Origin of the sequence: Actinomadura rubteroloni (assembly GCF_002911665.1) — a bacterium.
GTDB lineage: Bacteria > Actinomycetota > Actinomycetes > Streptosporangiales > Streptosporangiaceae > Spirillospora > Spirillospora rubteroloni.
Window position 1 is genome coordinate 181,858 of the sequence record NZ_MTBP01000003.1, and the last position, 24,929, is coordinate 206,786.

Here is a 24,929-nt window from a genome sequence, read left to right on the forward strand (position 1 = left end):
GCCTGCGGCTCGCTCACTGTGTCTCCCGCTCGCCTGCGGCGCGCTTTGAGCCGCGCGCTTCCGGCGTGCTCACAGGATCACCGGGCCTTCGGTCGGGTGCCAGGCCGCGAGGGGGTGCAGGCCGCGCGGGGTCCATTCGCCGGCGAGGGTGACGGGTTCGCCGCCCGAGACCGCGAGGAGCGGCCAGGGGTCGGGTGTGCGCAGGGGGAGCACGTCGCCTGCGGCGTCCATCGCCGCCAGCCCGTCGTCGGCGGGGCGGGCCAGGCGGACGTCGGCGAGGACGGCGGGCCAGCGGTCGGTCCACGGGTCGGCGGCCAGGGCGGCGGCGTGCTCGGTGAGGAAGCCCGCGATCGTCGTGCCGTCCGGGACGGCCGGGACGGGCTCGCCGTGCCGTTCGGCGACCAGGGCGCGGAGGGGGGCGGCGCCGGGGAAGAACGCGAGTTCGGCGTCCAGTTCGGTGCCCGCCGTCAGGGAGTCGTCCAGCGGACGGCCCGGCGGGGCGAAGGAGAGCACCAGCGCCGACCGTCCGCCGCGTCCCCGCAGCCAGGCGCGGCGGGTGGTGAGCTGTTCCTGCGCGCTGTCGCGGACGCCCACGACGCACCACCGGTCGCGGACGCGTTCGCCGTCCGACAGCACGTCCTCGCGCGGCACCGTGAAACCGATCCGGGAGCGGACGGTCGCGCGCAGCGGCGCGGGCAGGTCCGGCCGCCGGTGGGCGTGGACGAGCAGCCGCAGCAGCGCGTACTCGGCGAGCAGCGCGCCCGGCCGTTCCGGGCCGTGCGGGACGGAGGAGAGCCCGCGCACCTGCCCGGCCAGCGCGCCCGCCTGCGCGTCCACCAGCCGCCGCGCGGGCTCGTCGAACTGCCCGGCGTCCTCGGCCGCGAGGCCCCGGGCCACGCGGTCGCGCAGCCAGCGGTCCAGATCGTCCAGCCCGGCGGCCACGCGCCGCTCGCGGCGCTCCCGTCGCTCGTCCACGGTCCGACGCTAGCGCCGGGGTCCGACAATCAGCCGAACGGCAGGTCGGCGGGGACGAGCAGCAGCGCGCCGACCCCGAGCGACCCGAGCGCGACGACGAAGAACAGCGACACCCACGTGAGCCCCGGGACGCCGGTGAGGTGGGCGAGCTGGTCGGCGTCCGACGACGGCGCCATGCGCCGCGCGCGCATCCGCTGGAGTTCGACGACCGGACGCGTCCCGGCGAGCAGCAGGAACCACGCGGCGAGGTAGGCGAACGCGGCCTGCACCTGCGGCCCGGTCTGCCACGACACCAGGAAGATCACCGCGCCCGTGACCAGCACGGACACCGCGCCGTAGACGTTGCGGATCATCACGAGCATCCCGCCGAGCAGCGCCAGCGAGAACCACAGCATGAGCGTGACGCGCCCGCCCGCGAGCAGGGCGGCGAACAGCAGGCCGAGCAGCGGCGGCGTCAGGTACCCGGCCATCGCGGTGAACACCATGCCGGGGCCGTGCGGCTTCCCGCGCGACACGGTGACGCCCGACGTGTCGGAGTGCAGTTTGATGCCGTCCAGCTTCCGGCCCGTGACCAGGGCGATCAGCGCGTGGCCGCCCTCGTGCGCGATCGTCACGACGTTGCGGGCGACGCGCCAGGACCGGCCGTGCAGGACGGCGGCGAGCGCCACCAGGCCGACCAGCGCGACGAGCCACCACGACGGCGCGTCCTGGGTCCCGGTCAACCGGTCCCACAGGCCTCCGTCGTTCCCGTCGCCCAAGCTGAGATGCGCGCCCACGTCCACCCCGGTTTCCTTCGCTGCGATGACACAGAGTAGGACGTCCGGGATAAGGCGTGCGTTCGTTTCCTCTCAGGAGAAGCCGTCCGGACCGTGAACCCGAAATTTCCCTCTAGAGTGGGCGCGCTGTGGAGAAAACGCCCCCTGTGCCCCGGTTGGCGTGGCTGGACGTCCTGCGGGGGGTCGCCGCGCTCACCGTTGCCTTCCATCACGGGTCGTACCACTTCGTGCCCGCGTTCCGGGCGCACCTGATCGGTTACGTGAACCCCGGCGCATGGGGCGTGCTGGTGTTCTTCCTGGTCAGCGGCTACATCATCCCGGCGTCGTTGGAGCGGACGGGTTCGGTGCGCCGGTTCTGGATCGGCCGCGCCTTCCGGATCCACCCGATGCTGCTGGTCGCGATCGGCGCGATGGTCGTGCTGTCCCTGACGGGCCTGAAACCCCTGGGAGACCATCCCGAACCGGTCACGGAAGTCCTCGCGCATCTCACGATGCTGCAAGACCTGCTGGCCGTGCCGAGCCTCATCAACGTCTTCTGGACGCTGTCGTACGAGATGGTGTTCTACCTGCTCACGGTCGCGCTGTTCGCGGTCGGCCTGCACCGGCGGTCGGCGGGCGTCGCGCTGGCGCTGGCCGGGTCGGCGGCGGCGCTGGCGGCGGTGCTGCCCGTCGCGGCGCTGTCGGGACGGGCCGGGACCGCGCCCGTCACGGCGGCCGTCGCCGCGCTGGTCGCGACCGCGATCGTCCTCGCGTGCTCGCGCCGCGCCGCGCTCGCCCGCGCGGGGGCGCTGCTGGGCGGCGCGACGGGCCTGGTCCTCGTGCTCGCCAACAGCCGGATCGCCGCGTGGCAGGGCCTGGTGCTGCTCGCGATGATGTTCCTCGGCACGGCCGTCCACCGCTCCGAGCAGGGCCGCCTCGCCTGGCGCTGGACGGTCCTCGCGGGCGCCGGGGTCGTCGGGACGGCCCTGCTCCTGCCGCACTGGCACGTCCCGGACATGGTGGACGGCGGCGTCGTCCGCGCGTGGGACACCTCGCTCCCGCTCGCGGTGGCCGCGTTCGCGGCGGCGATGGCGCTGCGCGGCCGGCGGATGCCGCGCGCCCTCGCGGGCCTCGGCGTCGTCAGCTACTCGGTGTACGTGCTGCACCCGGTGGTGCTCGCCGCCGCCGACGGGACGGTCGGCCGTCCGGGCGAGGACCGTCCGCTGTGGCTCGCGGCCTACCTCGTGCTGGTGGTGGCGGTGTCGGCCGCGACGTACCGGCTGGTGGAGGTCCCGGCGCGGCGCGCGGGCCGGCGGGTCGCACGGCGCCTGGACCCGCGGCCCGCTCCGGACCGTCCGTCCGCGCCGGTGACTGTGAGGTGACTCACAGGAGCGAACGCCGGATCTGGTCAGTCTCACCGATAGCCGGAACAGCGGTGTAACCGGTCCGTTAGGGTTTTCCCGCTTTTCGTGACGGTAACGGGTGCGCCGCGGGTGGACGGCGGCCGATGCGAGCGGGTCCCTGACGGAGGGGTGAACGGACTGTGGGTTCAGGGGGCGGGGTGCTGCGCGGGCTGCTGCGCAGGGACCGGCTGTCCGGGCAGGTCGCCGTGGGCGCCGTCGGGCTGCTGCTGGTCGCGGCGCTCGTCTACGGCGTCGGACGGGCCGGCGCGACCTACCGGGTGTCCGACGTCGGCGCCTGGCTCGGCGCGACCGCCAAGGGCCTCGTGGTCCACGCCAACGGCCTCGCCGGGCGGATCGACGGCAAGGCCGCCCTGCCCGCCGCGCGCGGCCACGCGATCACCGTCGTGCAGGACGGCCGGACGGTCCTGCTGGTGGACGAGACCACCGGTGTCGTCAGCCGCGTCGACCCGTCCCAGCTCAAGGTGGAACAGGGACGCGACCTCGGCGCGGCCGGGATCCAGGTCGTCATCGGCGGCGGGCGCGCGTACACCGTCGACGCCGTCCACGGCACCGTGCAGCGGATCGACCCGGTGACGCTGGCCGCGTCCGGGCCGGTCACGAACCTGACGCCGCCGCTCGGCCGCGCGGGCGTGGACGCCACCGGACGCCTGTGGGTGCCGGTGCCGCAGTCCGGCCATCTCGTCCCGTTCACCGACGGGAAGCCGGGGACGCCGGTCACGGCCGGACGGCCCGGCGGCGGCCTCGGGCTGACGATCGCGGCGGGCACCCCGGTCGCGGTCGACTCGGAGAACGCCACCGCGACGATCGTCCGTCCCGAGGGGCCGCGCACGATCAAGCTGCCGTCGGCGGTGCGGGCGGCGGGCGCGGGCGGCGTGCGGCTGCCCGCGACGGCCGAGAGCCTGACCGTCCCGCTGCTGGCGGCGCGGGGCGAGCTGACGCTGCTGGACACCGGCACCGGCACGGTCGCCTCGGTCGGCCTCGCCGTGCCCCGGCACCGGCTCGGTGAGCCGCAGGTGCTCGGTCCGCGCGTCTACATTCCGGACGAGTCCGCTGGGGCGCTGCTCGTCTACGACTACGCGGCGCGGCACGCGGAGAAGCCGATCCCGGTGTCGGGACGGTCCGGCCCGCTGGAGGTCTTCGTCAAGGACGGGATGCTCTGGGCCAACGACCCGGACGGCTCCACCGCCGTCTCCCTCGACCAGGACGGCTCCATCAAGCACATCAGCAAATATGACGACAAGGTCGCGGGCGGCGCCCGCAAGCCGCTGCCCGCGCCCGGCGGCGGAGGCGGCAACGGCGACCCGCGCCCCGGCGACCGGCCGGTGCGCCCGCTGCGGCCCGGCGACCCGCCGTCCGCGCCGCGCGCCGTCGACCCGCAGGGCGACGCCGGGACGATCACCGTGACGTTCCAGTCGTCGGACTTCGGCCGCGTCCGCCCGGACGGCTACGTGCTGCGCGGCCCGGCGGGCGGCCCGGTGCCCGGCGCGTCGCCCGCGCAGGTCCCGCAGGGCGGCGACTACCGGTTCACGGTCGGCGGCCTCCAGTGCGGACGTCCGTACAGCTTCCAGATCACCGTCCGGTACACCGACCCGCGCACGCACCGGCAGCGCAACGGCGCGTCCGCGCGGTTCACCTCGGGGGCGTGCAAGGAGCCCGCCGCGCCGCAGAACGTCCAGGCCGACCCGGGGAACGGGACGGTCGCCGTCGCGTTCGACCCGGGCGCGGACGCGGCGGCCGTCACCGGCTACGTCCTCACCGACGACGCGGGCACGCCGTTCCCCGGTGTGAAGCCGCTCGGAACGAACGCGGCGCACCGGTTCCAGGTGACGGGCCTGTCGTGCTCGCGGGACTACACGTTCCGCGTCGCGGCCAAGTACACGAGCGGCGGACGTTCCGCGCAGGCACTGTCGGAGACGTCCGCGACCGCACGGCCGTGCACCGCGCCGGGCCAGGTCACCGGGTTCCGGGCGACGGGCGTCAACCACGGCGCGTCGTTGAGCTGGAACCCGGCGCCGGGCTACGACGTCGGCTACCGGATCACCGCGAACGGTGCGACGTACACCACCACGGGGACGAGCTACAGCCTCACCGGGCTCACCAACGACCGGCAGTACGACGTCACGATCGTCGCGCTGAACGGCGCGGGCGAGGCCACGCCCGCCCATGCCACGGCGGACCTCGCCGTCGCGCCGCACGCCCGGACGTACAACGGCCACAACAACGAGTACACGAGCACGATCCTGCACACCGGCCCGAGCACGGGCGACCCGCGCGCCGGGACGTTCCCGAAGAACTTCACCGGCCCGGTGACCGTCCTGTGCCAGGCGAGCGGGACGTCGGTGACCGACGACAACGACCCGAACCTGAAGAGCAGCGTGTGGGACAAGATCGACTACAACGGCGTCAAGTGGGTCAGTGACCTCTACGTCAACACGCCGGGATCCAACGCCGGCCAGTTCTCCTCGACCCTGTGGAGCTGTTCCTGAGATGACCGAGCCCCCCGCCGCTCCCGAGGCCGACGCCGTCGCCGCCCGGTTCGCGCAGATGTTCGCCGCGCTCGCGCAGAACATCGAGCACGTCGTGCGCGGCAAGCGCGACAAGATCGAGCTGGCGCTGGTCTGCCTGCTCGCCGAGGGCCACCTGCTGGTCGAGGACGTGCCCGGCGTCGGCAAGACCACGCTGGCCCGCGCTGTCGCCGCCTCTGTGGACGCCCGCTGGACCCGCGTCCAGTTCACGCCCGACCTGCTCCCCAGCGACATCACCGGCGTGTCGATCTTCAACCAGGCCGGCAACGCGTTCGAGTTCCACCCCGGCCCGATCTTCGCCAACCTCGTCGTCGCCGACGAGATCAACCGGGGGTCGCCGAAGACGCAGTCGGCGCTGCTGGAGGTCATGGAGGAGCGGCGCGTCACCGTCGAGGGCACGCCGCACCCGGTGCCGCGCCCGTTCCTCGTCCTCGCCACGCAGAACCCCGTCGACATGGACGGCACCTACCCGCTGCCCGAGGCCCAGCTCGACCGGTTCCTCATGCGGATCTCGATGGGCTACCCCGACCACCGCGCGGAGGTGGAGGTCCTCGCGGGACGGCCGTCCGGCGCGCTGCTGGACCGGCTGCCCGCCGTCGCGACCCGCGACGACGTCGCCGCGATGATCGACTTCGCGTCCCGGCTGCACGTCGCCGCGCCGCTCTACGACTACGTGGTCCGGGTCGTCGCCGCCACGCGCGGCCATGAGGACCTGCGGCTCGGCGCGAGCCCCCGCGCCAGCCTGGCGCTGCTGCGCGCCGGACGGGTCCGGGCGGCGGCGGCCGGACGGTCCTATCTCGTCCCCGAGGACGTCAAGGCGCTCGCCGTCCCGGTGATCGCGCACCGGCTCATCGTCACGCCCGAGGCGGAGCTGCGCGGCCGGACGGGCGCGGACGTCGTCGCGGACGTGCTGGCGACCGTCGCGGCCCCGCAGGCGGCAGGGGTCTGACGATGCTCACGCCGCTCGGCCTGGCGACGGCCGCGGGATCGGCGGCGCTGTACGCGGCGGGCTGGTGGCTCGGCTACCCCGAGCCCGCCGCGCTCGGCGCCGCCGGGCTCGCCGCGTCCGCCGGGGCGCTGCTGTGGACGCTGCCGCGCCCGCGCCTGGAGGTCCGCCGGGAGATCGCGCCGGAGAAGGTCGCGCGCGGCGAGCCCGCCGTCGGCGTCCTGCACGTGACGAACGCGGGCCGCGCGGTCCGGGGCGGGCTGGCGGCGCGGGACGCGGCCGGGTCCGAGCCCGTCGCGGTCGACCTGCCCCGCATGCGGCGCGGCGGGCGGCGGACCGTCACCTACCGGCTGCCGACCGCGCGGCGCGGCGAGATCCCCGTCGGGCCGCTGCGGCTGGTGCGCGCCGACCCGCTCGGCCTCGCGCGCCGCGTCCGCTCCTACGGGACGCCCCGCACGCTGCTGGTGCGGCCCCGGACCGTTCCGCTCGGGCTGCTGCCGTCCGGACGCGCGCACCACCTCGAAGGCCCGACGAGCGAGAAATCCCCGGCGGGCACCGCGACGTTCCACGCGCTGCGCGAGTACGTCGTCGGGGACGAGCTGCGGCACGTCCACTGGAAGTCGTCGGCGCGCACCGGGACGCTCATGGTGCGGCGCCTGGTGGACGCGAGCCTGCCCACCACGACCGTCCTCGTGGACGACCGCGCCGCCGCCTGGCGCGACCCCGACGACTTCGAGCTGGCCGTGGACGTCGCGGCGTCCGTCGCCGTCGGCGCGGCGCGGGCGAGCTTCCCGGTGCGGGTGCTGGCCGCGTCCGGGCCGGTCGCGGCGACGCGCGGCGGGCCCGGCGACGCCGAGACGGTCCTGGACCGCCTGACCCGGCTCGCGCTCGACCCCGGCGGCGACCGGTCCGTCACCGACGCGCTGCGCGGGGTGCCGGGCGGCGGGTCGCTCGTGGTGGTCGTCCAGGACGGTTCGGCGCTGGCCCGGCTCGCGGCCGTCCGCGCCCGCTACGACCGCGTCGTCGCGCTGCGGGTGCGGCCCGGGGACGGCGCGCCCGTGCCGCCGGGCGTCCAGGCCGCCGACGTGGAGGGCCTCGACGCGCTCACCGCCGCCTGGCCGCTGCTCGGGAGGGGCCGGTGACGCGGCGGTACGTCGCGCTGCCCGTCACCGCCGCGCTCGCGTGCGCGGCCGGGCTCGCGTTCCACCGGGTGTTCGGGTACGGGCCGGTGCTGCCGGTCGTCGCGGTCGCGGCCGTCGTCCCGACCCTGCTCGCGGCGCTGCTGGCGGGCCGCGCGGACCGGCCGTGGCCGCTGTGGACGTCGCTCGTCCTGTCCGTCGCGGCGTGGGCGGGGACGGCCGCCGTCACGGTGCTGCGGCCCGTCGCGGGCGCGTTCCCGGACGCGGTCGCCGACGCCCTGCTCAGCGCGTGGAAGTCGATCCTCACGACGCTGCCGCCCGTCCCGGCCGATCCGCGCTCGCTGGCCTTCGTCAGCGCGCTGACCTGGCTCGGCGCCGCCGGGGCGGCGGAACTGGCGCTGCGGACGCCGTGGCGGATCGCGCCGGGGCTGCCGCCGCTCGCGGTGTTCGCGGTCGCGCTGCTGCTCGGCGTCGGCGGGCCGGGGTCCAACGCGGTGCTCGTCGCCTCGGTCGCGGTGCTGCTGGCGGCGCTCGTGCTCGTCCGGTCGCCGGACGCCGGGGTCCGCCGTGCGCTGACGGGCGTGCCGGTGGCGGCGGCGCTCGGCGGGGCGGCGTTCCTGCTCGTCCCGCACGTGCCGGTCGGCGCCGAGCCCTACGACCCGCGCGAGCAGGTCCAGGCGCCGCCCCCGCAGACCCGCGACGGCGTCAGCCCGCTGGACCGCGTCGGCGGCTGGCTGCTGTCGGACGAGGTCCTGTTCACCGTCCGCGCGTCCCGGGCCGCCGACCAGCGGCTCGTCGCGCTCGACCGGTTCGACGGCGTGACCTGGACGTCCACCGCCCGGTTCGTCCCGACCGGCGGACGCGTGCCCGGCACCGGCGGCGACGTCGCGCGCCGCCCGCTGGACCAGACGGTCACGATCGCCGGGCTGCCCGGGATCTGGGCGCCCGCCGCCGACCGTCCGCGCCGCCTGGACGGCCTGGACGCCGTCGTGGACCCGGGCGCCGGGGTCCTCGCCGCCGCGCGCCCGCTGCGGCGCGGCCTGACCTACCGGGTCGAGTCCGCGACGCCGCGCTGGGATCCCGACGAACTGCTGTACGCCGACACCGCCGACGACCCCGAGGCCCGCGCCGCCCGCGCGCTGCCGTGGGGGCCGGGGGAGACGCGCGAACCCGTCCAGCTCGTCGACTTCCGCAAGTTCGCCGAGGCCGCGACCGACGGCTCGTCCGGGCCGTTCCAGCAGGCCGCGCGGCTCGCCGAACGGCTCGCGGCCACCGCCCGCTACGACGTGTCCGCGCCGCCCGGCCACGGCTACCGGCAGCTCGACTACTTCCTCGGGACGTCGCGGCGCGGGACGTCCGAGCAGTTCGCCACGCTGTTCGCCGTGCTCGGCCGGACGATCGGGCTGCCCACCCGCGTCGTCGTCGGGTTCCGCCCGGCGGCGCCGCTCGGCGGGATCACCGAGGTCCGGTCGCGGGACGTCCTGGTCTGGCCCGAGGTGAAGTTCGCGGGCGCCGGCTGGGTGCCGTTCGACCCGACGCCCGCCAAGCGCGGGAAGTCCAAGCGGGCCGACGTCGCGGCGGGCGAGTCGAAGAAGCTGGAGCAGGCGCAGAAGGACGCGGCGGCGCGGCCGGGCGACGGCGCGGGGACGCCGCCGAGCGCGGCGCCCGTCCCACGGCCCGCCGCGCGCTCCGGGCACGGCGCGCCGCCCTGGCCCGTCCTCGCGGGGGCGCTCGCCGCGGCGCTCGTCGTCGGCTACCTCGCGGCCGTGCTCGCCGCGCCCGTCCTGCGCCGCCGTCGCCGCCGCGCCGGGACGCCCGCCGAACGCGTCGCCGGGGCCTGGCGGCAGGCGCTGGACGCCGTCGCCGCGCTCGGCCTGCGCTCCGCCCGGACGCTCACCGCGCACGAGGTCGCCGCGTTCGGCGCCGAGCGGGCCGGGGACGCCGCGTCCGGCGACCTGCGCCCGCTCGCCGACCTCGCCAACCGCGCCCGGTTCGCGGCGTCGCCGGTCACCGCCGCCGACGCCGACCGCGCCTGGACGCACGCCGACCGGATCGCCCGCCTCGCCGCCGCCCGGACGCGGTTCGCCCGGCGGCTGCACCCGCGCGAGCTGCGCCGGGACCGTCAGCGCGCCGTCCGGGCGCCCCGGACGCACACCGGCGACGACCAGGACACGTCCGCCGCCTTCCCCTGGTTGACGCGCAGGAGGGCGCCCACCCGGAAGCAGTAGCCGCGCTTGGCGTTCAGTCCCGTGACGGTCACCGCCTGCGCGCCGTTGCCCGCCGACACGACGGCCTGCCCGTCCGCCGGCTTCTTCAGGACGAGGATCGCGAGCTGCCGGGACGCCGCCGGGAGCTTCCAGCTCAGCGCGGCCGTCGTCCCGTACGGGCGGACGACCACGCCGCGCGGGCGCGTCGCCGTGTACCGGGAGCGCGGGATCGGGCCGGTGTCCGCGCTCGGCGCGGCGCTCGCGACCGGCGTCGCGGCCTTCGGCGCCGGGGGAGGAGACGGCTTGTCCCCGCCGCCCCACACCAGCGCGCCCACCCCGGCCGCCAGGCCGCCGACGAGCGCGACGGACGCCGCGATGATCAGCCCCGGGCGCGGCCCGTCCCGCCGCGCGGGCGGCTGGGGGAGCGTCCCGGGATGCGTGCCGGACGGCGCAGGGACGGCCCCGGGATGCGTGCCGAGCGACCCGACATGCGAGCTGAACGTGCCGGGGACGGTCCCGGGATGCGTGCCCGACGGCTCAGGCACGATCCCGGGCTGCGTGCCGGGCGGCTGGGGGACGGTCCGGGGCCGCGTGTCGGGCGGCGCGGTGTCCTGCGGGACGGGCGCCTGCCACGGGCTCTGCTGTGCCGGGGCGGCGGGCGCGACCATCGCGGTCGACGCCCAGTCCGGGATCGGCGGCGGGGGCGGCACGTCGCTCCCCACCGGAACCGTGCCCGCCGTGCTGTCCGCCGTGCCGTACGCCAGGTCCGTGACCGGCAGTCCGAGTTCGGCCTGCATGCCGCGCAGCGCCTGCGCGAACGCGACCGCGTCCGGATACCGGTCGGCGGGCGCCTTGGCCATCGCCCGCGCGATCACCGCGTGGACGCCCGGCGGTACGTGCGGCCCGAACGGCGGCGGCGCGTCGTTCAGGATCCGCAGCATGAGCTGCGCCATGCCCTCGCCCTTCGGCCCCTTGAACGCGGGCCGTCCCGCGAGGAGCTGGTAGAGCGTCGAGCCGAGCGAGTACAGGTCCGAGCCGACCCCGGCGGGCCGTCCCTCCAGCACTTCGGGCGCGGCGTGGTGCGGGGTGAACGCCTGCGTGTGCTGGGCGTCCAGGGAGTCCACGAGCCGGGCGATCCCGAAGTCGGCGAGCGCGGGCTCCCCGTACCGCGACACGAGGATGTTCTGCGGCTTGATGTCGCGGTGCAGCACGTCGATCTCGTGGACGGCCGCCAGCGCGCCCGCGATCTTCACCCCGACCCGCAGCGCGTCCGCGACCGGCAGCGGCCCGTCCCGGTCCAGCCGGTCGGCGAGCGCGCCGTGCTCGAAGTACTCCATCGCGATGTACGGCGAGCCCGCCCGCGTCGTCCCGGTGTCGAGGACGGTCACGACGTTCGGATGCCCCGACAGTCGCGCGGTGATCGTGCACTCGCGCTGGAACCGGCGCAGCGCCGCGTCGTCCACGGCGTGGACCGACAGCACCTTCAGCGCGACGAGACGGTCGAGCCGCTCCTGCCGGGCGCGGTAGACGACGCTGAACCCGCCCTCCCCGGCCCTGTCCAGCACGCGGTAGCCGGGCACGTCCTCGGTCATCGGGAGCGGGATCCTCTGCTCGGGGGGCGGGCGTTCCAGCGTAGTACGCGGACGATTCGGACGCCGCATCCGCGCCGCGCCGCACGCGTGAACGGCCTCACATCGCGGAAAGGCGGAATTGCCCTTTATCGCGGGTCCGGGTTCCGTCAATTCGGCTGTCCACCGCGTCCGCGATCTCTAGCCTTTCCGCATCACGACGCGAAGAGGAGGGGGCGCGATGCCGGAGACGACCGGAGAGAAGCCCGCCACGGGAACGCTTTACCGCGATCTCGTCTGGCTCGCCTATCTCGTCCTGCCCGACCGGGGCACCCGCACCCGGCGGATCGCGCTCGCGCGGCGCATCGCCGACGCGGCCGTCGCCGGGCGCCCGCGCGACCCGCGCCGCCGCCGGACCCGCGTGCTGCGCCGCGCCGCCCGGCCGCCGCGCCGGCTCGCGCTCGGCCTCGGGCCGTGGACGCGGGCGCTGCCCGTCCCGCTGCCCGCCCCGGCGCTCACCGACCTGCTCGGGACGCTCGACCCGCCCGTCCGGATCGCCTACGTGCTGCGGCGGCTCGCCGGGATCCCCGGCTACGAGGTCCGCGACCAGCTCACGATGCTGCGCGTCGCCGACCCGGCCGCCGTGCTCGCCGCCGCCGAGGCCGCGCCCGAGCCACCCGAGGTGCCCGCGCCGTTCCCTGCCGCGCAGGTACGCCCGGTGCGGCGCCGCTCGCTCGTCCCGGTGACGGCCGGGGCCGCGCTCACCGCGACGCTCGTCGGCGCGCTCGCCGCCGGGGAGGCCGGACGGCTCGGCGTGGACGGCACCGCCGCCGCCCGCGACCTGCGCGTCGTCGCCGCCCCGCCGGACGCCTGGCGCACCGGCCCGCACCGCCTCGACACCTGGCCCGCGCGCGGCGACCTGGCGTCCGACCGGGACTTCGCCGGCCGTGCCGCGCGGGCCTTCGCCACCGCCGACCGCACCGGCCCGGACCGGGCGCAACTGCTGTTCGCGGGCCGCGTCGGCGGCCGTCCCGTCGCGCTGCTGCGCCGGGCGGGCCGCGTCGCGCGGTTCGCGGGCGGGTCCGTCGAGGTCGTCTCGGCGGGCGAGGACGCCGAGACCCCGCTCGCGCTCGGCGACGGCCGCTACCTGCTGCCGCCGTGGATCGCGTCGGTGACCACGCCCGCCGGACGGGCCGTCCCGGTGCGGTCCGGCGTGACCGACCCCGTCGCGCCCACGACCCGCTGCGGTCGCGGCCCGCTGTTCGACCAGCACGGGCCGGGGACGGCCGTCCGGACCGTCGGCCACCTCGGCGGCCCGCGTCCGCTCGCCCTGTCCTACCGGATGCCGGGCACGCCGCCCGTCACCCGCCTGACCGGCGGCGGCCTGCACCTGTGGGAGCGGCTGGGCTGCGCGCTCCCGCAGCCCGCCCGCCCCCTCGGCGAGGCCCGCGCGTACGACTTCTGGTCCGGGCAGCTCCCCTTCGACGGCGGGCGCGGCGACTGGACGTGCACCCGCCTCACCTTCGCGGGCGGCGGCACGACCTCCCGCGCCGTCCTGCTCACGCCCCGCGCCGAGCAGGCCACCGGCTGGTGCGACGAGGCGCGCCCGGTGGCGGGCGCCTGGTGGCGGGCGCCGTCCGGCCGCTGGGCCTACATCGCCGCCGCCCGCCGGGACCTGACGCCGTCGGTGGACGGCCGTCCGCGCAGCATTTCCCGGCGCGGCGGGCTATTGATCGTCCCCGGCCCGGATTCCCCGCATTCGCCGTCCGCGACTTTCACCGCGTCCGCCCACTGACCTTTTCCGGTGATCAACTGAAGAATCGGGCATTACCCTTGAGCCCCGCCGGGGCCGCCGCATCCGCATTGTTCGCGCCAGGGCGGGTCAGCGCGTGCTTACGGGGATGCGGCAGACTGGACGCCGACCGAACGACGTTCTGGGGAAGAGGGGTGGCCGGATGGGTGCGGGGCCGCTGGACGGGGTGCGCGTGATCGAGCTGGCCGGGATCGGCCCCGGGCCGTTCGCCGCGATGCTGCTGGCCGATCTCGGAGCCGACGTGATCCGGGTGGACCGGGCGTCGGCCGTGGCGGGCGCGGGGGCGACCGGCGGCACGGACTTCACCAACCGGGGCAAGCGGTCCATCGCGATCGACCTCAAGAGCGACGCCGGACGGGACGTCGTCCTGCGGATGGTCGAGAAGGCCGACGTGCTGGTGGAAGGCTTCCGTCCCGGCGTCACCGAGCGGCTGGGCCTCGGCCCGGACGACTGCCTCGCCCGCAACCGGAGTCTCGTCTACGGGCGCATGACCGGCTGGGGCCAGGACGGGCCGCTCGCGCAGAGCGCCGGGCACGACATCGGCTACATCGCCGTCACCGGCGCGCTGCACGCGATCGGCCGGGCGGGCGGTCCGCCGCAGGTCCCGATGAACCTGCTCGGCGACTTCGCGGGCGGCAGCATGTACCTCGTCGTCGGCGTGCTCGCCGCGCTGCTGGAGTCCAGGATCAGCGGACGCGGCCAGGTCGTGGACGCCGCGATCGTGGACGGCGTCGCGCACCTGTCCACGTTCATCCACGGCTTCATGGCGGGTGGATTGTGGACGGACGAGCGCGGCGTCAACATGCTCGACACCGGCGCCCCCTGGTACGACGTCTACGAGACGGCCGACGGGAAGCACGTCGCGGTCGGCGCGATCGAGCCGCAGTTCTACGCCGAACTGCTCGCCAAGCTGGGCCTGGACGCCGCCGGTCTCCCCGGCCAGCACGACCGCGCCGGATGGGACGAGCTGCGCGAGACCTTCGCCGCCCGCTTCAAGGAGCGCACCCGCGACGAGTGGGCCGAGATCTTCCTGCCCGGGGACGCGTGCGTCGCGCCCGTCCTGTCGCTGACCGAGGCCGCCGAACACCCGTACAACACGGCCCGCGACGTCTTCCCCGAGCACGCCGGACACCGGCAGCCCGCCCCCGCGCCGCGCTTCTCCCGGACGCCGGGGGAGACCGCCGGGCTCCCCGTCCTGCCGGGCGGCCAGACCCGCGACGTCCTCGCCGACCTCGGGTTCGCCGACGCCGACGACCTGCTGGCCTCGGGCGCCGTCGTCCAGGGCTAGCGCCGCGACGCCGAGCAGGACGGCGGTGACCGCGAGTCCGCCCGAACGCCCTCGTCCGGCGGGCGTGACGCCCTTATAGTCCGCTCTCATGGACGTCACGGCCGAGGGAACGATCGCGGCGCGGCTGGAGCGGGCGCGGGCGCGCCGGTTCGTCGGACGGTCGGCGGAGTCCGCGCTGCTGCGCGACGCCCTGCGCGCGGCCGAGCCCGGTTTCGCGGTCCTGTACGTCCACGGGCCGGGAGGCGTCGGCAAGACCGCGCTGCTCGGCGAGCTGGCCCGGGTCGCGCGGGACGCGGGCGCGGTGCCGGTGCGGGTCGACGGCCGCGCCACCGGGCCGTCCCCGGAGGCGTTCGCCGCGTCCGCGCGTCCCGCCGGCCAGGGCCGGACGGTGCTGTTCATCGACACCTACGAGGCGATCCTCCCGCTGGACGGCTGGATCCGGGAGACGCTGATCCCCGGCCTGCCCGCCGACGCCCTGGTCGTCATCGCCGGCCGCACTCCGCCGCCGCCGGGCTGGTCGGTGAACCCGGGCTGGCGCGACCTGCTCCGCGTCGTCCGCCTGGACAATCTGGACGCCGAGGAGATCAGGGACTACGCCGCCGCCGCGGGAGCGCCGCCCGGCGTCCACGAACGGCTCGCCGCCGTCACCCACGGCCACCCGCTGGCACTGACGCTGCTCACCGACATCCTGCGGCGCGACCCCGGCGCGGGCTGCGACCTGGCCGGGTCCCCGGACGTGGTGGACCGGCTGACCGAGTGCTTCCTCGCCGACGCCCCGAGCCCCCGGCACCGCCGCGCGCTCCAGGCCGCCGCGCACGCCCGGTTCACGACCGAGCCGCTCCTGCGGGCCGCCCTGGACGGCGAGGCCGGCGACCTCTACACCTGGCTGAGCGGCCTGGCGTTCGTCGAGCACGGGCCGCACGGCCTGTTCCCGCACGATCTCGTCCGCGACGTCGTGGCGGCCGACCTGCGCCGCCGCGATCCGCAGGCCCACGCCGACCTCCACCACCGCGTCCGCCGCCACCTGATGGACCAGGTCGGGACCAGTTCCGGCCGGCAGCAGGCCCGCTGGATCACCGACGTCAGCTTCCTCGCCCGGACCCACCCGGTCATCAGCCGGTTCTGGGACTGGGACGCCCTCGACGCCGCCTACCCCGACCCGCCCGCCCCGTCCGAGCACGCGGAGCTGATCGCGCTGGCCGCCCGGCACCAGGGGCCGCGCTCGGCGGACCTGCTGCGCCGCTACCTCGTCCATCCCGCCGCGACGGTCGCGGTGTTCCGGTCCGCCGAGCCCGGCCCGCGCGGGTTCGCCGTGCTGCTGCGGCTCGACCGGATGAGCGACGCGGACCTGGCGGCCGATCCGGCGACCGCCCCGGCCTGGGCGCACGTCCGGGCGCACGGCCCGCTGGCGGCGGGGGAGCAGGTGACGTTCAGCCGCTTCCTGATCGACCGCGACCACTTCCAGGACGCCTCGCCCACCCGCAACGCCGCGTCCGCCAGCCACTCGCAGCGCATCCTCGGCAGCCCCGACCTGGCCTTCGACTTCCTCGGCGCGTTCCGGGAGGGCGCCGTCCAGCCGCAGGTCATGGCGCACGTCGGCTACGACCACCTCCCCGGCGCGGCCTACGAGATCGACGGCGCCCGCCACGGGGTGTTCGTCCGGGACTGGCGCGGACGCACCCCGGAGAGCTGGATCGCGATGCTCGCCGACCGCGACATCGGCCGCACCGCGCCCGCCGACGACCGGCCGTTCATCACCGCGCTCACCCACGCGGCCTTCACCGCCGCCGTCCGGACCGCGCTGCGCGACCTGCACGCCCCCGACCGCCTCGCCGTCAACCCGCTGCTCGGCTCCCGCGTCGTCGGCGGCGGCGGTCCGCCCGCGCTGCGCGCCGCCGTGCGCGCCGCGATCGACCACGTCCGCGACGACCCGCAGGAGCACAAGCTCTACCTCGTCCTGGACCGGACGTACCTGCGTCCCGCGCCGACGCAGGAGATCGCCGCCGAACTCCTCAGCCTCTCGCTCAGCACCTACCGCCGCCACCACACCGCCGCCCTCGCCCGCGTCACCGCGCTGCTGTGGACGCGGGAACGCGACGCCACGCTCAACCACCCCTGAAGATGACGTGCGATTGACCGCCGTCCGGCCTGGCGGATGACCGGTGTTCTGCCCGACCTTTCGCTCCCGACAGTCGTGAAGGGAGTGTCATGGTTCGATTGTTGAGCTGGCTGGGAATGGTGGCCGTCCTGCTCGTGGCGCCGGCGGGGCGGGCGGTCGCGGCGGGGCACCGCGACGTCGTCCGGACGGACGCCGGGAACGTGCGGGGCGTCGTGGACGGCGTCCGCCGGGCGTTCCTCGGCATCCCCTACGCCGCGCCGCCCGTGGGGGACCTGCGGTGGCGGGCGCCGCAGCCCGTCCGGCCGTGGGCGGGCGTGCGCGACGCGACGCGCTACGGGTCGTCCTGCCCGCAGATCGCGACGCCCGGCGCCCCCGGGCAGGTCCCCTCGACCGATGAGGACTGCCTTTTCGTGAACGTCCACACCCCGGTGCGGCCCCGCCGGGGCATGCCCGTGCTGGTGTTCGTGCACGGCGGGTCCGGCGTCGGCGGCGCCGGGTCGCTGTATCCGGGCGACGCGCTGGCCAACCGCACCGGCACGGTCGTCGTGACGCTCAACTACCGCCTGTCCGCGCTGGGCTACCTCGCCCTGCCGGCGCTGCGGGCGGAGGCGCCGGCGCTGAACTACGCCATCCAGGACCAGCAGGCCGCGCTGCGCTGGGTCCGGCGGAACATCGCGGCGTTCGGCGGCGACCCGCACCGGGTGACGCTCGCCGGACAGTCCGCCGGCGCGCTCAGCACGTGCGTCAACATGGTCTCGCCCCGCGCGGCCGGGCTGTTCCAGCGCGCGATCATCCAGAGCGGCGCCTGCGACCTGTCCTACCAGCCCGGCGAGCCGGACAAGGCGTTCGCCGTCAGCCGGAAGTACGCCGGCCAGGTCGGCTGCCCGGACGGCCCCGGCCAGCTCGCCTGCCTGCGCAAGACGCCCGTCGCCGAACTGCTGAAGGTGACGCCCCCGGCGGGCGGCGGCGCCGCGGCGGCCATCCCCGGCTGGACGCTCGTCTACGACGGCGAGACGCTGCCCGGCAACCCGATCGATCTGCTGAAGGACGGCAAGGGCGCCAAGGTCCCGGTCATGCTCGGCATCACCCGGGACGAGGGCCGCATGCTCACCGCGTTCCAGTTCGAGGCCGTCCTCGGCCGCGCCGTCACCGAGCAGGAGTACCAGCAACTCCTCACCGGCGCGTTCGGCCCGCTCGCGCCCGTGCTCGGCGGCGTCTACTCCTCCGGCGCGTACGGCTCGCCGGAGAACGCCCTGGCCGCCCTCTACACCGACACGATGTTCGCCTGCTCCGCCGACAAGATCGCCCGCACCCTCGCCCCGCGGACGCCGACGTACGCCTACCAGTTCAGCGACCCCGACGCGCCCAACTTCTACATCCCCGTCCACGACGTCGACCTCGGAGCCTTCCACGCCGGTGAGCTTCCGTACCTGTTCGACACCGTCACCGAACGGCCTCTGACGCCGTCGCAGAAAGCCCTGTCCCGCCAGATGATGGACTACTGGGCGGCCTTCGCGGCGACCGGGAACCCCGCCGCCGCGGGCCAGCCCGTCTGGCCCCGCTACAACACCGTGACGACCGCCTACCGCGACCTGCTGCCCGGCGGCGCGCCGGCCGTCCTGCGCCGAGGCGCCTTCCAGGACCAGCACCACTGCTCACTGTGGGACTCGCTCACCACGCAGTCCCGCCCCGGCGCCTGACCCTCCCAGCGGCCCCGGCCCCACACGGGGCCGGGGCTTCAGGGCGTCGGCAGGCGGCGGCGGACCAATCGGCCGCGCGTGGTCGGCCACCTCGGCCGCACGGCGAGGACGGCGCCGATCGGGCGCGTCAGCGCAGGTCCGCGAGGAGCGTGGCGAGTTCGGCTTCCTGTTTCGCCGGTGCCATCGGCGGGTTGGAGTGGTCGATGCCGAAGGTCTTGAGGACCTGGTCCATCTGCGCGTCGATGAACGTCCAGCCGGTGCCGTCCAGCGGCTGCAACGAGTTCTGGTCGGCGTCCCAGAGGTCGCGCAGCGCCTTGGCGGCGGCGTGGGCTCCCTTCGCGTTCCCCGACCGCGCGTCGGTGAGCGCGGTGGACGCGAGCGCCCTCAACTCGCCGACCTCGGCGGGCGGGAACCTCTTGACGGCCTGGCCGGGCGCGAGCTGGACGGTCGGGGTGGCGTCGGTCTCCGGCGCCGGCGCGACGTGCGGCCGGTTGTGCGCCACCGTCAGCAGGACCACCGTGGCGACGGCGAGAGCGCCGAAGCCGGCCAGCGCGACGCGTTCCCTGCGCGGGTCGCCGGAAATATGCGGGTTCCGCGCGGCCCGGTGAGTCTCGGTGACGTCGGAGCGCGTCGCGGTCAGGTAGAGGACGGTCGCCAGGATCAGCCCGAGGAAGATCAGGCTGGTGGTGAAGGTGCCGAGGGCGAGGCCCGTCGGGTCGCCCGGGGACGCGGCGACCTCGGGCGAGGCGAGCCAGTCGCCGATGTTGGCGCCCAGCGGGCGGGTCAGGATGTAGGCGAGCCAGAAGGACAGCACGGGGTTCGCGCCGAACCTCCACAGCAGCGTGATCGACGCGATCAGGCCGAGCGGCAGCAGGACCGAGGCTCCCGGGCTCCAGCCGGTGAGGTCGAGGGTCCAGTCGCCGGTGGCGGTGCCGAGCGCGAAGGTGACGAGGACGGTGAGCCAGTAGAACGACTCACGCGACCGCGTCGTGACCGCGTGGATCGACAGGGTCCGCTCGCGCAGCCACCACACGCCGAAGATCGCCGCGAGCAGGACCGAGAACACCGTGGAACTGATCCACAGCGGCACGTTGAGCTGGTCGGTCAGGATGTCGGTGTACAGCGTGCCCGTGACGCTGACGACGACCACGGTGAGCCAGTACGGGAACGGGACGTACCGCGTCAGCCGCAACTGGACGGCCAGGACCGCCACGAAGACCGCGGTGAAGATCAGGGCCGTGTTCACCAGCCCGACCCCGAGCTGGTTGTTGATCCAGTCGGCGAAGCTCTCGCCGACGGTCGTGCAGAGGATCTTGATCACCCAGAACCAGACGGTGACCTCGGGAACCTTGTTCAGCAGAAGCCGCCCGCGCCGCGGGCGCACCGCGCTCGTCGTTGTCATGCCGAGAGGCTGGACCGCCGCACCTGTCCGTAACCTGACTACGCGGGGAGCGTCACCGCGACGCGGCCGTGGCCGTCGGCGATCGCGCGGACCTCCACGCCGGCGGACGCGGCGAGACGCCGGACCACGGCCAGCCCCAGTCCGTGCCCGCCGCCGCCGGTGACGCCCGCCTCGAAGGCCCGGCCGACCTCAGCCGGACCGAATCCCGGGCCGTCGTCGAGGACCTCGGTCACCACGCTCCGGGCCTGGACGCGCGCCGTGATCCGGACGCGCGAGGCCGCGTGCCGAAGGCCGTTGTCGAGCAGGGGCGACAGTACGGCCACGACCAGGTCGGCCGACACGGCGACCTCGATGCCGGCCGGAACGGCGAGGTCGACCCGGCGTCCCGCGATGGCCCGCCGTGCCGCCGTCCTGAGATCGCAACGGGTGCCGCCGCCGCTCCCCGGCCGGGCGGTGCCGAGGATCGTGGTCACCGCCGTGTCCACGCGCTCGACCTCCCGCAGGACCGTCTCCGGCGCCAGCTCGCAGCCCGACAGCCGGGCGAGCTGGGCCTCACCGCGCAGGACGGTCAGGGGCGTCCGCAGCTCGTGGGCGATCTCGTCGGTGAGCCGCCGTTCGTCGGCGAGCGCGGTGTCGACGCGTTCCAGGAGGCGGTCGAGCGTGCGTCCGAGCTCCCCGAACTCGTCGCGGGGGACGCCGAGGTCGAAGCGGCGCCCGGGTTCGTGATCGCCCCAGTCGTCGGCGAGGGCGGCCATGTCGTGGACCACCCGCAGTGCCCGGCGCACCGCGAGGTGGGCGACGGCGCCCGCGAGCATGATCGACAGGACCCCGAGGACGAGCGACATCGCCAGGCCGCGCCGCACCGACGCCTCGTAGGGCGTCAGATCCACGCCCGCGACCACCACGACCCGGTGGCCTTCGATCGAGACCGGCCGGGAACGCAGGAGGTGGCCGTCGGCCGTGGTGGTCCGGGACCGTCCGGAGCCCGCCAGCTCCTCGACGTGGTCGAGGACGCCGTCCGGTGCGATCCCGTCGATGAGGCGCCCGTCGGCGTACACCCACGAGACCGTGTCCAGGGCCTCGTTGCCGTTCTCGGTCATCACGACGCGGCCACCGCGCACGGTGACGTTCGCCGCGACCGCCTCCGCGCGCGTGCGCGCCAGCCCCAGCGAGTCGGCGTCGGTCACCCGGCTCAGCAGCACGTGCGAGACCACCACCAGGACCGCCACGACCGCCGTCGCGATCATCACCGTCAACGCGACGGCCCGTCCTCGGAAGCCCGTCATTCCCATCGGTATCCCACCCCGCGGACCGTCACCAGATGATCGGCCGCGCCCAGCCCGCCGAGCTTGGCGCGCAGGCGGCGGACGAAAGAGTCGAGAGTGTTGTCGCTGACCTGCGCGCCGTGCGGCCAGCCGGCGGCGACCAGGGCGTTGCGGCGCACCGCGTCACCGTGCGAAGAGATGAGGCGGCCCAGCAGCCGGAACTCGGTCGGTGTCAGGCTCGCGCTGCCGGAACCGTGGGTCACGACGTGTTTCGCCGGATCGAGGACGACGCCGCTCGGAGTGGGGCGCACGGTCGTTCTGCGCAGCAGGGCGCGCACCCGCACCAGCAGCTCCGGGACGTCGAACGGCTTGGTCATGTAGTCGTCGGCGCCGGCCTCGAAGCCGCTCACCTTGTGGTGCATGCCGTCCAGGGCGGTGAGCATCAGGACGGGCGCGTCGATACCGCGCGCCCGCAGCGCCGGACAGACGTCGCGGCCGTCGGCGTCCGGCAGCCCGAGATCCAGGACGACCAGATCAGGGATCGGCTCAAGCCTCCGCAACAGGTGGTCCGCTGTGGCGGTGACCGAGACCTTGTGGCCGTCGTGTTCGAGCACGCGCTTGAGGACGTCGCGAACCGCCGCGTCGTCCTCGCACACCGCGATGAGAGCCATGCGCCCGGCGTCAGGAGGAGAGGCCGCCGCTCGCGAGGAGGCCGATGAGCATTCCGGCGACGGCGAGGCGGTAGAGGACGAAGGCGTTGAAGGTGTGGCGGGCGACGAAGCGCAGCAGCCAGGCGATGGAGGCGTAGGCGACGGCGAACGACACCAGGGTGCCCACCAGGAGCGGGCCCGTCGCGGTGCCCGTGCCGAGCGCGTCTTTGAGTTCGTAGAGGCCGGCGCCGGTGAGGGCGGGGATGCCGAGGAAGAACGACAGCCGGGTGGCGGCGACGCGGTCCAGGCCGCGCAGCAGCCCGGTGGACATGGTGGCGCCGGAGCGGGAGAAGCCGGGGAACAGCAGGGCGAGGATCTGGGACGAGCCCACCAGCAGCGCGTCGGTGCGGGTGGCGTCCTCCTCGCCGCGCCTGTGGCGGCCGTACCGGTCGGCGGCCCACATGAACCCGCTGCCGATGATCAGTGACCCGGCGACCACCCACAAGGAGGCCAGCGGCCCGTCGATGAGCGGTTTGGCGGCCAGGCCGACCAGGACCACGGGGACGGTGGCGTAGATGACCCACCAGGCGAACTTGTAGTCGTGGCCCTGGCGCTGCTCCTTGTCCGCGACACCGCGCAGCCAGGCTCCGGCGATGCGGGCGATGTCGGAGAAGAAGTAGAGCAGGACGGCGGCGATCGCGCCGACCTGGATGACCGCGGTGAACCCGACCACGGAGTCGTCGTCGACGGGGATGTTCATCAGCCCTTCGACGATCTTCAGATGGCCGGTGGAGGAGACGGGCAGGAACTCCGTCAGCCCCTCGACGACCCCGAGGACGACGGCCTGGCCGATGGTGATGGCGGTCATGCGGATCTGCTTTCTGGACGGCCGCCGGAGCGGCGGTGGTGGTTGCTGAAGAGCGGGGACGAGCCGGGCGCCGCCCCGGCGCCGGGCCTCACGAAGAGCCGCCGTCCCGGCGGCGCCGGTTCCGGCGCAGTTCGAGCAGCACGGGAACGGCCGACACGACCACGATCACCGCGATGATCGGCAGCAGGTAGGCGTCGACGCCGGGGATCGTGGAGCCGAGGGCGTACCCGGCCACGGTCACCCCGACCGCCCAGACCGACCCGCCGACCACCTGCCAGAGCGTGAACACCTTCGCCGGAACGTCCAGCGCACCGGCCATCGGGTTGAGGACCGTGCGCACGACCGGGATGAACCGGGCCAGCACGATCGCCTTGCCGTGTCCGTAGGAGCGCAGGAGTTCCTCCGCCCGCGCGGCGCCCCGCCGCAGATGTTCGCTGCGGGAGCGCGCCAGCAGCGGCCGGCCGCCCCGCCGTCCGATCAAGAATCCGGTCTGCGCGCCGACCAGCGCGCCCGCGACCGCCGCGAGCAGCACCAGCGGCAACGACAGATGGACCTTCCCTGTCGCCGAGGTCGTGCACAACAGGCCGGCGGTGAACAGCAGCGAGTCACCCGGCAGGAAGAACCCGATCAACAGGCCGGTCTCGGCGAACAGGACCAGGAACACCCCGAACGCGCCGAGACTCGACAGCAGGGACGTCGCGTCCAGCGGGTTGAGCGCCGCCGCCATGGCTCCTCGTTTCCCGGGGTCGCCCGATCGAATACAGTGACATCTACACCATGTAGAAGTTCTACACCATGTAGATGCTCGAAGACGCCCGGAGGTTCGCTTGGACGAGGGCACGGGCGCGCGCCGTCCCGCCGGCGCGCTGGAAGCCGAGCTGCTGGCCGTGCTCCAGAGCGCGGAGGCGGCGCTGACCCCGGGCGACGTGGCCGGGAGGATGGGCGGCGAACTGAGCTATTCGACGGTCGTCACCGTCCTGTCCCGCATGCACGCCAAAGGCACCCTGAACCGCGAGCGTTCGGGCCGCGCCTACGCCTACAGCCCGGTCCTGGACGCGGCCGGGATGGCGGCCCGCCGGATGCGGGAGGTCCTGGAGAACGAGCGCGACCGCGACGCGGTCCTCACCCGGTTCGTCGGCGAGCTGTCGCCCCGGGACGAGGCCCTGTTCCGCCGCCTGCTGTCCTCCGACGACGGACAGGAGTGACCGGGCGTGCATCTGGCCGTCTACCTTCCGCTGCTGCCGTCCCTGGCCGCCGCGCTGTCGGCCCGCTGGCTGGCGGCCAGGCTCGACCCCCGGCTGGCGACCTGGCTCCTCACCGCCGCCGCGCTGGTGCTCGCCACGGCCAGCACCATCACGCTCGGCCTGCTCGTCATCGCGGGGCTCGTCCGCATTCCCCTGGTCACGGAGGCCGGCAGGCTGTCGCGTACCGTCCTGGCCAGCACCGACACGACCTCCCAGTTCGTGTCCCTGGCCGCCGGACTCCTCCTCGCCGCGGCGGCGTTCGCCACCGTCCGCGCGCTCCGGCACCGCGCCCGCGCCCTGCTCGCCGCCGCCCGCCAGGCCCGCCGCCTGCCCGGCACCGGTGACCTCGTCGTCATCGACGACCCCGCGGCCGACGCCTTCACCCTCCCCGGGCTCCCCGGGCGCATCGTCGTCTCCACCCGCATGCTCGACGGCCTCACCGAAGCCGAACGCGTCGCGCTCATCGCCCACGAACGCGCCCACCTGCGCCACCGGCACCACTGGTTCACGACCGCCGGCCACCTCGCCGCGACCCTCAACCCCCTCCTGAAGCCCGTGAGCCGAGCCGTCTCCTACACCGTCGAGCGCTGGGCCGACGAGCATGCCGCCCGCGCCGGCGGCGACCGCCGCCTGGTCGCCCGGACCGTCGCCAAGGCGGCCCTCCTCAAGGCCGACCATCCTCCCCGGGCCGCCATGACGCTCGGGATCACCGGCACCGAACTCGCCACCGGCGGCCCGCTGCCCCGCCGCGTCGCCGCGCTGATGGCCGCGCCCCCGCGCCGCCGGCTCCTGCTCGTCGCCGCCGTCGCCGCGACGCTCGTCCTCACCGGCCTGTGCACCCTCGAAGCCGTCCACGACCTCGAAGACCTCCTCGAAGCCGCCGGCGCCTGACCCGCGCGGCCGGCGGCGACCGCGCGGTCATGTCCCGGTTTCGCCGCGAACCCTGGAGGCGGACGGGGATCGGCCGCTAGATTCGGACCGACCGTGCTGCGGGGCGAGGGCGAGCGACGGACGGGTGGGCGGCTGGTGGGCGACGCTGGG

Annotated in this window: 19 protein-coding genes; 11 read left to right on the forward strand and 8 right to left on the reverse strand. The window is 75.4% G+C overall.

Annotated features, from left to right (window positions below):
- Positions 1-69 precede the first annotated feature (69 nt).
- Together BTM25_RS22220 and BTM25_RS22225 are read right to left on the reverse strand one after the other, a co-directional pair.
- Positions 70-975 (reverse strand): SWIM zinc finger family protein, encoded by a 906-nt coding sequence (locus tag BTM25_RS22220; RefSeq protein WP_205648217.1) that lies wholly within the window; start codon positions 973-975, stop codon positions 70-72.
- Between the two features lie 29 nt (positions 976-1,004).
- Positions 1,005-1,757: a M50 family metallopeptidase gene (locus BTM25_RS22225; protein ID WP_407923402.1), complete on the reverse strand. Its 753-nt coding sequence runs from the start codon at positions 1,755-1,757 to the stop codon at positions 1,005-1,007.
- Positions 1,758-1,879: 122 nt separating this feature from the next.
- On the opposite strand from BTM25_RS22225, the gene BTM25_RS22230 reads away from it, so the two are divergent.
- The 5 genes from BTM25_RS22230 (at position 1,880) to BTM25_RS22250 (ending at position 9,992) form a co-directional block, all read left to right on the forward strand.
- The gene (locus BTM25_RS22230; RefSeq protein ID WP_235828568.1) at positions 1,880-3,112 is read left to right on the forward strand and encodes an acyltransferase family protein; all 1,233 of its coding nucleotides are present in this window, start codon (positions 1,880-1,882) and stop codon (positions 3,110-3,112) included.
- A 161-nt stretch (positions 3,113-3,273) separates the two neighbouring features.
- Positions 3,274-5,640 carry a fibronectin type III domain-containing protein gene (locus tag BTM25_RS22235; RefSeq protein ID WP_146059108.1) on the forward strand — a complete coding sequence of 789 codons (2,367 nt, stop codon included), beginning with the start codon at positions 3,274-3,276 and terminating at the stop codon, positions 5,638-5,640.
- A 1-nt stretch (position 5,641) separates the two neighbouring features.
- Positions 5,642-6,628 (forward strand): AAA family ATPase, encoded by a 987-nt coding sequence (locus BTM25_RS22240; protein ID WP_168212206.1) that lies wholly within the window; start codon positions 5,642-5,644, stop codon positions 6,626-6,628.
- A 2-nt stretch (positions 6,629-6,630) separates the two neighbouring features.
- On the forward strand, positions 6,631-7,767 hold the full coding sequence (locus tag BTM25_RS22245; protein WP_103564934.1) for a DUF58 domain-containing protein: 1,137 nt from the start codon (positions 6,631-6,633) through the stop codon (positions 7,765-7,767).
- On the forward strand, positions 7,764-9,992 hold the full coding sequence (locus tag BTM25_RS22250) for a DUF3488 and transglutaminase-like domain-containing protein (protein WP_146059109.1): 2,229 nt from the start codon (positions 7,764-7,766) through the stop codon (positions 9,990-9,992). Before BTM25_RS22245 ends, BTM25_RS22250 begins: the two co-directional genes overlap by 4 nt.
- Here the strand turns inward: BTM25_RS22250 and BTM25_RS22255 are convergent.
- A complete protein-coding gene (locus tag BTM25_RS22255; protein WP_168212207.1) occupies positions 9,887-11,563 on the reverse strand; it encodes a serine/threonine-protein kinase in 1,677 nt (558 codons plus the stop codon). The genes BTM25_RS22250 and BTM25_RS22255 overlap by 106 nt on opposite strands.
- A 217-nt stretch (positions 11,564-11,780) precedes the next feature.
- Here BTM25_RS22255 and BTM25_RS22260 point away from each other — a divergent pair, with 217 nt between their 5' ends.
- The 4 genes from BTM25_RS22260 (at position 11,781) to BTM25_RS22275 (ending at position 18,459) form a co-directional block, all read left to right on the forward strand.
- Positions 11,781-13,334 (forward strand): hypothetical protein, encoded by a 1,554-nt coding sequence (locus tag BTM25_RS22260; RefSeq protein ID WP_103564936.1) that lies wholly within the window; start codon positions 11,781-11,783, stop codon positions 13,332-13,334.
- Between the two features lie 160 nt (positions 13,335-13,494).
- A complete protein-coding gene (locus tag BTM25_RS22265) occupies positions 13,495-14,640 on the forward strand; it encodes a CaiB/BaiF CoA transferase family protein (RefSeq protein ID WP_103564937.1) in 1,146 nt (381 codons plus the stop codon).
- A gap of 88 nt (positions 14,641-14,728) precedes the next feature.
- On the forward strand, positions 14,729-16,759 hold the full coding sequence (locus tag BTM25_RS22270) for an ATP-binding protein (RefSeq protein WP_103564938.1): 2,031 nt from the start codon (positions 14,729-14,731) through the stop codon (positions 16,757-16,759).
- 101 nt (positions 16,760-16,860) lie between these two features.
- The gene (locus BTM25_RS22275; protein WP_168212208.1) at positions 16,861-18,459 is read left to right on the forward strand and encodes a carboxylesterase/lipase family protein; all 1,599 of its coding nucleotides are present in this window, start codon (positions 16,861-16,863) and stop codon (positions 18,457-18,459) included.
- Positions 18,460-18,586: 127 nt separating this feature from the next.
- Here BTM25_RS22275 and BTM25_RS22280 read toward each other — a convergent pair whose 3' ends face one another.
- The 5 genes from BTM25_RS22280 to BTM25_RS22300 form a co-directional block, all read right to left on the reverse strand.
- Entirely contained in the window at positions 18,587-19,861 is a 1,275-nt protein-coding gene (locus BTM25_RS22280; protein ID WP_103564940.1) for a COG4705 family protein, read from the reverse strand.
- Positions 19,862-19,899: 38 nt separating this feature from the next.
- The gene (locus BTM25_RS22285; protein ID WP_205648218.1) at positions 19,900-21,147 is read right to left on the reverse strand and encodes a sensor histidine kinase; all 1,248 of its coding nucleotides are present in this window, start codon (positions 21,145-21,147) and stop codon (positions 19,900-19,902) included.
- The gene (locus tag BTM25_RS22290; RefSeq protein ID WP_205648219.1) at positions 21,144-21,782 is read right to left on the reverse strand and encodes a response regulator transcription factor; all 639 of its coding nucleotides are present in this window, start codon (positions 21,780-21,782) and stop codon (positions 21,144-21,146) included. The genes BTM25_RS22285 and BTM25_RS22290 overlap by 4 nt, the downstream gene beginning before the upstream one ends.
- Positions 21,783-21,807: 25 nt before the next feature.
- The gene (locus BTM25_RS22295; protein WP_103564943.1) at positions 21,808-22,644 is read right to left on the reverse strand and encodes an undecaprenyl-diphosphate phosphatase; all 837 of its coding nucleotides are present in this window, start codon (positions 22,642-22,644) and stop codon (positions 21,808-21,810) included.
- A gap of 88 nt (positions 22,645-22,732) precedes the next feature.
- Positions 22,733-23,371, reverse strand: a complete 639-nt coding sequence (locus BTM25_RS22300) for a DedA family protein (RefSeq protein ID WP_103564944.1) — start codon at positions 23,369-23,371, stop codon at positions 22,733-22,735.
- Positions 23,372-23,471: 100 nt separating this feature from the next.
- Here BTM25_RS22300 and BTM25_RS22305 point away from each other — a divergent pair, with 100 nt between their 5' ends.
- Together BTM25_RS22305 and BTM25_RS22310 are read left to right on the forward strand one after the other, a co-directional pair.
- Positions 23,472-23,849: a BlaI/MecI/CopY family transcriptional regulator gene (locus tag BTM25_RS22305; protein ID WP_205648220.1), complete on the forward strand. Its 378-nt coding sequence runs from the start codon at positions 23,472-23,474 to the stop codon at positions 23,847-23,849.
- A 6-nt stretch (positions 23,850-23,855) separates the two neighbouring features.
- The gene (locus BTM25_RS22310; RefSeq protein ID WP_103564945.1) at positions 23,856-24,779 is read left to right on the forward strand and encodes a M56 family metallopeptidase; all 924 of its coding nucleotides are present in this window, start codon (positions 23,856-23,858) and stop codon (positions 24,777-24,779) included.
- Positions 24,780-24,929: the final 150 nt, after the last annotated feature.

Bases quoted from the DNA above. Each gene is read 5' to 3' on its own strand.
- BTM25_RS22240 (WP_168212206.1), top strand. From the start codon at position 5,642: ATGACCGAGCCCCCCGCCGCTCCCGAGGCCGACGCCGTCGCCGCCCGG.
- BTM25_RS22245 (WP_103564934.1), top strand. From the start codon at position 6,631: ATGCTCACGCCGCTCGGCCTGGCGACGGCCGCGGGATCGGCGGCGCTG.
- BTM25_RS22255 (WP_168212207.1), bottom strand. From the start codon at position 11,563: ATGACCGAGGACGTGCCCGGCTACCGCGTGCTGGACAGGGCCGGGGAG.
- BTM25_RS22260 (WP_103564936.1), top strand. From the start codon at position 11,781: ATGCCGGAGACGACCGGAGAGAAGCCCGCCACGGGAACGCTTTACCGC.
- BTM25_RS22265 (WP_103564937.1), top strand. From the start codon at position 13,495: ATGGGTGCGGGGCCGCTGGACGGGGTGCGCGTGATCGAGCTGGCCGGG.
- BTM25_RS22270 (WP_103564938.1), top strand. From the start codon at position 14,729: ATGGACGTCACGGCCGAGGGAACGATCGCGGCGCGGCTGGAGCGGGCG.
- BTM25_RS22280 (WP_103564940.1), bottom strand. From the start codon at position 19,861: ATGACAACGACGAGCGCGGTGCGCCCGCGGCGCGGGCGGCTTCTGCTG.
- BTM25_RS22285 (WP_205648218.1), bottom strand. From the start codon at position 21,147: ATGACGGGCTTCCGAGGACGGGCCGTCGCGTTGACGGTGATGATCGCG.
- BTM25_RS22295 (WP_103564943.1), bottom strand. From the start codon at position 22,644: ATGACCGCCATCACCATCGGCCAGGCCGTCGTCCTCGGGGTCGTCGAG.
- BTM25_RS22300 (WP_103564944.1), bottom strand. From the start codon at position 23,371: ATGGCGGCGGCGCTCAACCCGCTGGACGCGACGTCCCTGCTGTCGAGT.